Source organism: Streptomyces sp. A1136 (genome assembly GCF_004795055.1).
Taxonomy (GTDB): Bacteria; Actinomycetota; Actinomycetes; order Streptomycetales; family Streptomycetaceae; genus Streptomyces.
The window spans coordinates 63,311-70,337 of the sequence record NZ_SSBJ01000038.1 but is presented as its reverse complement, the minus strand read 5'-3'; the positions used below and the strand labels follow the sequence as shown (position 1 = coordinate 70,337).

Annotated in this window: 8 protein-coding genes; all 8 read left to right on the top strand. The window is 70.6% G+C overall.

Going from position 1 to position 7,027, the window contains the following annotated elements; translation table 11 throughout:
* Window positions 1-232: 232 nt before the first annotated feature.
* The 8 genes from E6R62_RS29880 (at window position 233) to E6R62_RS29845 (ending at window position 7,003) form a co-directional block, all read left to right on the top strand.
* Entirely contained in the window at window positions 233-886 is a 654-nt protein-coding gene (locus E6R62_RS29880) for an HAD family phosphatase (protein ID WP_136216604.1), read from the top strand.
* 89 nt (window positions 887-975) lie between these two features.
* Window positions 976-2,223, top strand: a complete 1,248-nt coding sequence (locus E6R62_RS29875) for an MFS transporter (protein WP_136216603.1) — start codon at window positions 976-978, stop codon at window positions 2,221-2,223.
* Complete coding sequence (locus tag E6R62_RS29870) at window positions 2,195-3,343, top strand: acetoin utilization protein AcuC (protein WP_136216616.1); 1,149 nt, start codon at window positions 2,195-2,197, stop codon at window positions 3,341-3,343. Before E6R62_RS29875 ends, E6R62_RS29870 begins: the two co-directional genes overlap by 29 nt.
* Before the next feature lie 81 nt (window positions 3,344-3,424).
* Window positions 3,425-4,255 (top strand): phosphatase, encoded by an 831-nt coding sequence (locus tag E6R62_RS29865; RefSeq protein WP_136216602.1) that lies wholly within the window; start codon window positions 3,425-3,427, stop codon window positions 4,253-4,255.
* A 114-nt stretch (window positions 4,256-4,369) separates the two neighbouring features.
* The gene (locus tag E6R62_RS29860) at window positions 4,370-4,579 is read left to right on the top strand and encodes a helix-turn-helix domain-containing protein (protein ID WP_008738568.1); all 210 of its coding nucleotides are present in this window, start codon (window positions 4,370-4,372) and stop codon (window positions 4,577-4,579) included.
* A 140-nt stretch (window positions 4,580-4,719) separates the two neighbouring features.
* Window positions 4,720-4,818, top strand: a complete 99-nt coding sequence (locus E6R62_RS29855; RefSeq protein ID WP_003948845.1) for an AURKAIP1/COX24 domain-containing protein — start codon at window positions 4,720-4,722, stop codon at window positions 4,816-4,818.
* A 95-nt stretch (window positions 4,819-4,913) separates the two neighbouring features.
* On the top strand, window positions 4,914-5,987 hold the full coding sequence (locus E6R62_RS29850; RefSeq protein WP_136216600.1) for an NAD-dependent epimerase/dehydratase family protein: 1,074 nt from the start codon (window positions 4,914-4,916) through the stop codon (window positions 5,985-5,987).
* Window positions 5,987-7,003 (top strand): lysophospholipid acyltransferase family protein, encoded by a 1,017-nt coding sequence (locus tag E6R62_RS29845; protein ID WP_136216599.1) that lies wholly within the window; start codon window positions 5,987-5,989, stop codon window positions 7,001-7,003. The genes E6R62_RS29850 and E6R62_RS29845 overlap by 1 nt, the downstream gene beginning before the upstream one ends.
* Window positions 7,004-7,027 lie beyond the last annotated feature (24 nt).

Sequence of the window (7,027 nt, the reverse complement as noted above, 5' to 3'; positions counted from 1 at the left end):
CGCCGATGGTACTGCAGGGGGGACCCTGTGGGAGAGTAGGACGCCGCCGAACAATCATTGTGGGAAAGCCCCGCACCAGCCCCTTACCGGGTTCGGTGCGGGGCTTTTCCGCGTTCCGGACCCTTTTGGTATCGGCCGGGCAACCGAAACCGCTCGGCCGGCCGGGAAACGTCCTACGGATGCGCGGCATGGGTCACGCAGTCGCCGAGCCCGCGACTCGTAGTGTGGTCGTATGGGCTATGACCTCGTCATCTTCGACAACGACGGCGTGCTGGTGGACAGCGAGCCGCTCGCCAACCGGATTCTCGCCGGCTATCTGACCGAGGTCGGGCATCCGACCTCCTACGACGAGTCGCTCCGCGACTACATGGGCGGAGCCGTACACCGGGTTCACGATCTCGTGTTGGAGCGGACCGGGCAGCGGTTGCCCGAGGACTTCGACGAGAAGCTGCACTCCCGGACGTTCGAGGCGTTCGCGCGCGAGTTGCGCCCCGTCCCCGGGGTGGAGGACGTGCTCGGGGCGCTCACCGCGCACGGGATCGCCTACTGTCTCGCGTCCTCGGGAAGCCATGAGCGCATCAGGGTCGGACACCGGGCCGCCGGGATCGACGGGTGGTTCGAGGAGGAGTGGATCTTCAGCTCGCAGGACGTGGGCCGCGGCAAGCCCGCGCCGGACCTGTTCCTGCACGCCGCCGAGCGGATGGGCTTCGAGCCGGCGCGGTGCGTGGTCGTCGAGGACAGCCCGCTCGGGGTGGAGGCGGCCTTGGCCGCCGGGATGGACGTGTACGGGTTCACCGGGATGGTGCCCGCCGACAGGTTGGCCGGGACGAAGGCCTGCTTCGGTGAGATGAAGGACCTGATCCGGCTGCTCGGCATCGACGAGTGACCGATGGCGGCGGGTGACCGCTGATCGGCGTGGGATAGGTGTGTGATCGCTCTACCCACCGGTAGCCGGTGCCCCTACGCTGAGCCGCCATGACAGACGACGTGCGGCTTCGCCGTGGCCGGTTGGCCCTGGGGTTCAGTTTCCTCGTGCAGGGTGTGACCTTCGCCCTGCTGGTGACGCGCATCCCCGCCATCCAGGACCAGTACGGGATATCCGACGGGTTGCTGCCCGCCTTCCTGGCCGCCGTGCCGATCCTCGCCGGAGTGGCCAGCGTGGTGACCGAGCACGTGGTGAAACGGGTCGCGCCCGGCGTGGTCCTGCGCTGGGCGCAGCCGCTGGTGCTGCTCGCCCTCCTCGGGGTCGGGGCCGGCGGGCAGATGTGGCACGTGGCCCTGGCGCTCGGGGCGTTCGGGCTGTCGGTCGGGGCGCTCGACGCCTCCATGAACATGCTCGGGGTGAGTCTCCAGCGGGCGTACGGCCGCAGCATCATGCTCGGGTTCCACGCCTCGTACAGCCTGGGCGGGATAGTAGGGGCCTCCGCCGCCTGGGCGGGGGCCCATTGGCATCTGGGACTCTTCGTGAGCTACCTGCCGGCCGTCGTCCTGTTGCTGCCGGCGGCCCTGGCGGGCAGCCGGTTCTACGTGGACCGGCGCGGGCCGGGGCGGGATGCCGACCCGGTGGCGGGCGGGGAAGCGGCGAAGGGCCTGGGCGTCGGGGGGTTCGGGCTGTTGCTGCCGCTGTGCCTGGTGATGGCGTGCGCGTACATCGGGGACTCGACCGTCTCCAACTGGAGCGCCAAGTACCTCCAGGACGTGCTGGGGAGTTCGGAGCAGCTGGCGACGGTCCCGTACAACGTGTACATGGTGACCACGCTGCTGGGGCGGGCCGTCGGGGACCTGGGCGTACGCCGGTTCGGGCCGGTCGCGGTGGTTCGGGCGGGGACGGTGGTCGCGGCCGGCGGGTTCGCGGTGGTGGCCGCCGCGCCCGGGGCGTGGACCGGGATGCTCGGGTTCACGCTGCTGGGGATCGGGCTGTGCGTGATCGTGCCGCAGACCTTCGCGGCGGCGGGCCGCTTGTTCCCGGGGGCCTCGGACACGGCCATCGCCCGCCTGAACATATTCAACTACGTCGGGTTCCTGGTCGGTTCGCCGCTGGTGGGCGCGATCGGGGATGCCTGGAGCTACCGGGGCGCGATGCTGGTGCCGATGGTGCTGGTGTTGGTCACGCTGTTCTACGCCCGTTCCTTCGGCGTCGGCGGCGCCCGATACGGTGTCGGGCATGAGCGGCGAGCCGGTGACCGGGTTGTTGATGTGGGACGAGGCGGTAACGAGGTATGACTTCGGACCGGGCCATCCGATGGACCCGGTGCGCCTGGCGCTGACCATGGGTCTGGTCCGGGCCTTCGGGCTGGATCGGGCCATGGAGGTGCGGGCGGCCCGCGCCGCGGGGGATTCGACGCTGCGTCTCGTGCACCGGGAGGATTACGTCGCCGCGGTGCGGGAGGTGTCCGCCGACCCCGGGGTGGCCGACGGTTCGTACGGGCTCGGGACCGTCGACGATCCGGCCTTCCGGGGGATGCACGAGGCGTCGGCGCTGATCGCCGGGCAGTCGGTGGCGGCGGCCGAGGCCATCTGGCGGGGGGAGGCCGGGCACGCCGTGAACTTCGCGGGTGGCCTGCACCATGCGATGCCGGGCGGCGCGGCCGGGTTCTGCGTGTACAACGACGCGGCGCTGGCGATCGCCCGGCTGCTGGAGCTGGGCGCCGAGCGCGTCGCGTACGTGGACGTGGACGTGCACCACGGGGACGGGGTGCAGGCCGCGTTCTGGGACGACCCCCGCGTGCTGACGGTGTCCCTGCACGAGCACCCGCGCACGCTCTTCCCGCAGACCGGGGGGCCGCAGGAGACGGGCGGTCCGGCCGCCGAGGGCTCGGCGGTCAATGTGGCCCTGCCGGCCGGGACCGGGGACCAGGGCTGGCTGCGCGCCTTCCACGCGACGGTGCCGGAGCTGCTCGCGGACTTCCGGCCCCAGGTGCTGGTGTCCCAGCACGGGGCCGACACGCACTTCGAGGACCCGCTGGCCCATCTGGCGGTGTCGCTGGACGCGCAGCGGGCCGTCCAGGAGGCATGTCACCGGCTGGCGCACGAGCACGCGGACGGCCGGTGGCTCGCCCTGGGGGGCGGTGGTTACGCGGTGGTGGACGTCGTACCGCGCTCGTGGACCCACTTGGTGGGGATCGCCGCTCACCGGCCGGTCGATCCGGCCGACGTCGTGCCGCGGGAGTGGCTGAGCGAGGTGTACGCGCGGACCCGGCAGTCGGGTCCGTTGCGGATGACGGACGGCCGGACGGTCGGATGGCTGGACTGGGACGCGGGTTACGACCCGGCGGACGGTACGGATCAAGCCGTCCTGGCGACGCGACGGGCGGTGTTCCCGTTGCGCGGGATGCTCGTTTAGGGGCGAGGCATCGTTACGCCAACGGTGGGCCCGTTCGGCGGAATTGCCGATGTCCCGGGTTCCGTGCGGCAGCATCGGAGGGTGTTGAGCACCGGCGCGCTGCGTGCGCATCTGCTGGCCTCCCGGTTGGCCGGGCCCGTCGCCACCTCGCGAGAGGAGAGCCTGCGCAGTTACCGGCTGTTCGCGGCGGGTGATCCACGGGTGTTGTTGGGTCTGGAGCCGCAGTGGCGTTGGGCCCAGGGCGATCTGCTGCGGCTGATGGCGGAGCGGTGCGGGGTCTCGGCCGATCCGGCGCACGTCAGCGGGCCGGACGTGATCGATCCGGAGCGGACGCTGGCGGGTTTGGAGGCTTTCGCGGCGCGGCTGGGGGAGGCGGCCGGGCTGCGGTCGCCCGTGTTGCTGGGGACGGGGCACCCGCACCGGCTCCTGGACTTCTACGCCACTTTGGCGTGGGCCCTGTCGGCGGCGGGCTGTGTTGTCCTCACCCCGGCGCAGGGGGTGCGTGTCGACATGGCGACCCGGTTCGGCGTACGGGAGCACCGCATCGATTACGTACGGGGGGTCGCACTGGTGCGGGAACCCGGCGCGCGGCCGGCTGCGAGTGTCACCGGCGCGCACACCCATTCGCCGCTGCCGGTTCGGGTCGCCTTGGGGGCGCTGGCGGATGCCGGCGGTCCGTTGCCGGAATTGGTGGTGGGGGACCACGGGTGGGTCTGCGGTGCAGGTCAGTTGGGTGTGGACGCGATCGGGTTGGCGGATACGGACGATCCCGCGCTGTTCGTGGGGGAGGCCGAGGGGCGGGTCGCGGTGACGGTTCCGCTTGACGACGGGGTGTCCTCGGACTTCTATGTGCCCCTCACTCGCTACGTCGTGGACCGGGCGGGTCTGCCGCGGCGTCAGGAGTGGCCGTAGCTCCTCTTCCCCACTCGTATCACACGCCCCTACTCTGGGGAGTGAGCGTGCGACGACGGGGCGTAACCGGAGGGGAAGCCGGTGCCCGTCATGTGCGGAAGGTCAAGGTGTGTCATGGCTGCTGGCGAGAGGCCTCTCAGTGAGGTTCAGTTCCTGACCGTGGCGGAGGTCGCCTCGGTGATGCGAGTGTCGAAGATGACCGTGTACCGCCTGGTGCACAACGGTCATCTGCCCGCCATCCGGGTGGGCCGGTCCTTCCGGGTCCCCGAGAACGCGGTGCACGAGTACCTCCGAGAGTCCTATGTGGGGGTGGAGTCGGCTTGAGATGACTCTCGGGTTGCCCTCGGATTACAAGCTCAGAGCTCGGGCGGGTAGGCTAGGCCGACGTAGGTCGTGTGGGCCCAGACGCCCCGCACCGATCCCCGCTGGCGCGGGGATGTTCCGAGAAGTGAGCGAGGGTAGTCGTGGGCTCTGTTATCAAGAAGCGGCGTAAGCGGATGGCCAAGAAGAAGCACCGCAAGCTGCTCAAGCGCACCCGCGTCCAGCGCCGTAACAAGAAGTAAACGGCAGCTGTACGTGTTCTCCGCAGCCCCTCCACCATCCTGGTGGAGGGGCTGCGGTGTAGCCGGGGGACTTCTTCGAGGGAGGCGCTGAACTCGTGGGCAAGGTCGTTCTCGTCACCGGGGCTGCCCGACAGCTGGGCAGCCGCTTCGTACGCCGCATCCAGCGCGAGCCGGATGTCGATCGGGTGATCGCGGTGGATTCGGTGGATCCCGCGCACCCGCTCGGTTCGGCCGAGTTCGTCCGTACGGACATCAGACGGTCGGCCATCGCCCGGGTGCTGGCCGCGCACGCCGTCGACACGGTGGTGCACCTCGCCGTGACGGGAGGCAGCGCGGGCAGTGGCGGTGCGCGCAGCACCGTGAAGGAAACGAACGTCATCGGGACGATGCAGCTGCTCGGGGCCTGCCAGAAGTCCCCGACGGTGCGGCGGCTCGTGGTGAAGTCCAGTACCAGTGTGTACGGGGGCACCTCGCGCGATCCGGCCGTCTTCACCGAGACCACGCAGCCGAAGTCGCTGCCCGCGGCCGGCTTCGCGAAGGACGCGGTGGAGGTCGAGGGGTACGTACGCGGCTTCGCGCGCAGGCGGCCGGACGTGGCGGTGTGCGTGCTGCGGTTCGCGAACATCCTGGGGCCCTACGCGGATTCGGCGCTGGCCGAGTACTTCTCCATCCCGGTGATGCCGACGGTGCTGGGGTACGACCCGCGCTTGCAGTTCGTCCACGAGGACGATGTGGTGGACGTGCTGCGGCTGGCGGCCGGCGAGCCGGAGCGGGGAACGCTGAACAGCGGTACCTTCAACATCGCGGGTGACGGGGTGTTGCTGTTGTCGCAGTGCGCGCGCCGGCTGGGGAGGCCGACGGTGCCGCTGGTGATGCCCGCGGTGACGTGGGTGGGGTCGGCGCTGCGGGCGATCGGGGTGACGGAGTTCTCGCCCGAACAGATCCTGCTGCTGACGCACGGGCGGGTCGTGGAGACCACGCAGATGCGGTCCACCCTAGGGTTCGAGCCGATGTACACGACGGCCGAGACGTTCGCGGACTTCGCGCGGAGCCGGGGGAGCGGGCTGTTGCCGCCGGAGCGGGTGGGGCGGGCCGTGGACCGGGTGGCCGGGATGGTGAATGTGGATCTGTCGGGTGTCGGGCCGGCGGCTGAGGGAGCGGAGCGATAGTGGCGGACGCGAAGGTCATCCCTTTCGACGAGGAGCGGCCGCGACGGCGGTCGCCGCGGCGGGTGCGGGTGGCTCCGCCGGCCGGGGAGCCGGTGGCCCGGTCCGTGCCGGAGCGGGCCCAGGAGGTCGTTCAGGCCGGGGAGGGCGCGGCGGCCCTCGGGCCCGGGGGCCGGTCGGGTGACTGGGATCGGCGGATCGCGGGTGGGCTGGCGTTCCTGCGCAGGCGGATCACCGGGGAGTACGAGGTCGACGAGTTCGGCTATGACAAGGAGCTGACGGACCAGGTCCTGATGTCCTTGATGCGGCCGCTGTTCGACAAGTACTTCCGGGTCGAGGTCAAGGGCATCGAGAACATCCCGAAGGAGGGTGGGGCGCTGATCGTGGCGAACCACTCGGGGACGTTGCCGTTGGACGGGCTGATGCTCCAGGTGGCGGTGCACGACCACCACCCGGCGGAGCGGCACCTTCGGCTGCTGGCCGCGGACCTGGTCTTCATGCTGCCCGTGGTGAACGAGTTGGCGCGCAAGGCGGGTCACACGCTGGCCTGCTCGGAGGACGCGCAGCGGCTGCTGGAGGCCGGGGAGCTCGTCGGGGTGATGCCGGAGGGCTTCAAGGGGATCGGGAAGCCGTTCGGGGAGCGGTACAAGCTCCAGCGTTTCGGCCGTGGCGGGTTCGTGTCGACTGCGCTGCTGGCGCGGACGCCGATCGTGCCGTGTTCGATCGTCGGGGCGGAGGAGATCTACCCGATGGTCGGCAACGCGAAGACGCTGGCGCGGCTGCTGGGGGTGCCGTACTTCCCGGTGACTCCGACGTTCCCGTGGTTGGGGCCGCTCGGGATGGTGCCGTTGCCGACGAAGTGGACGATCCAGTTCGGGGAGCCGATCTCCACGGAGGGGTATCCGGCGGAGGCGGCGGACGACCCGATGCTGATGTTCAACCTGACGGACCAGGTGCGGGAGCAGATACAGCACACCTTGTACCGGCTGCTCGTGCAGCGGCGGTCGGTCTTCTTCTAGACCCGACAGGTTAGACCCGACGGG

Excerpts from the sequence above, each read along its gene's own strand:
- E6R62_RS29870 (WP_136216616.1), top strand. The coding sequence starts at position 2,195 with ATGTGGGACGAGGCGGTAACGAGGTATGACTTCGGACCGGGCCATCCG.
- E6R62_RS29880 (WP_136216604.1), top strand. The coding sequence starts at position 233 with ATGGGCTATGACCTCGTCATCTTCGACAACGACGGCGTGCTGGTGGAC.
- E6R62_RS29875 (WP_136216603.1), top strand. The coding sequence starts at position 976 with ATGACAGACGACGTGCGGCTTCGCCGTGGCCGGTTGGCCCTGGGGTTC.
- E6R62_RS29860 (WP_008738568.1), top strand. The coding sequence starts at position 4,370 with ATGGCTGCTGGCGAGAGGCCTCTCAGTGAGGTTCAGTTCCTGACCGTG.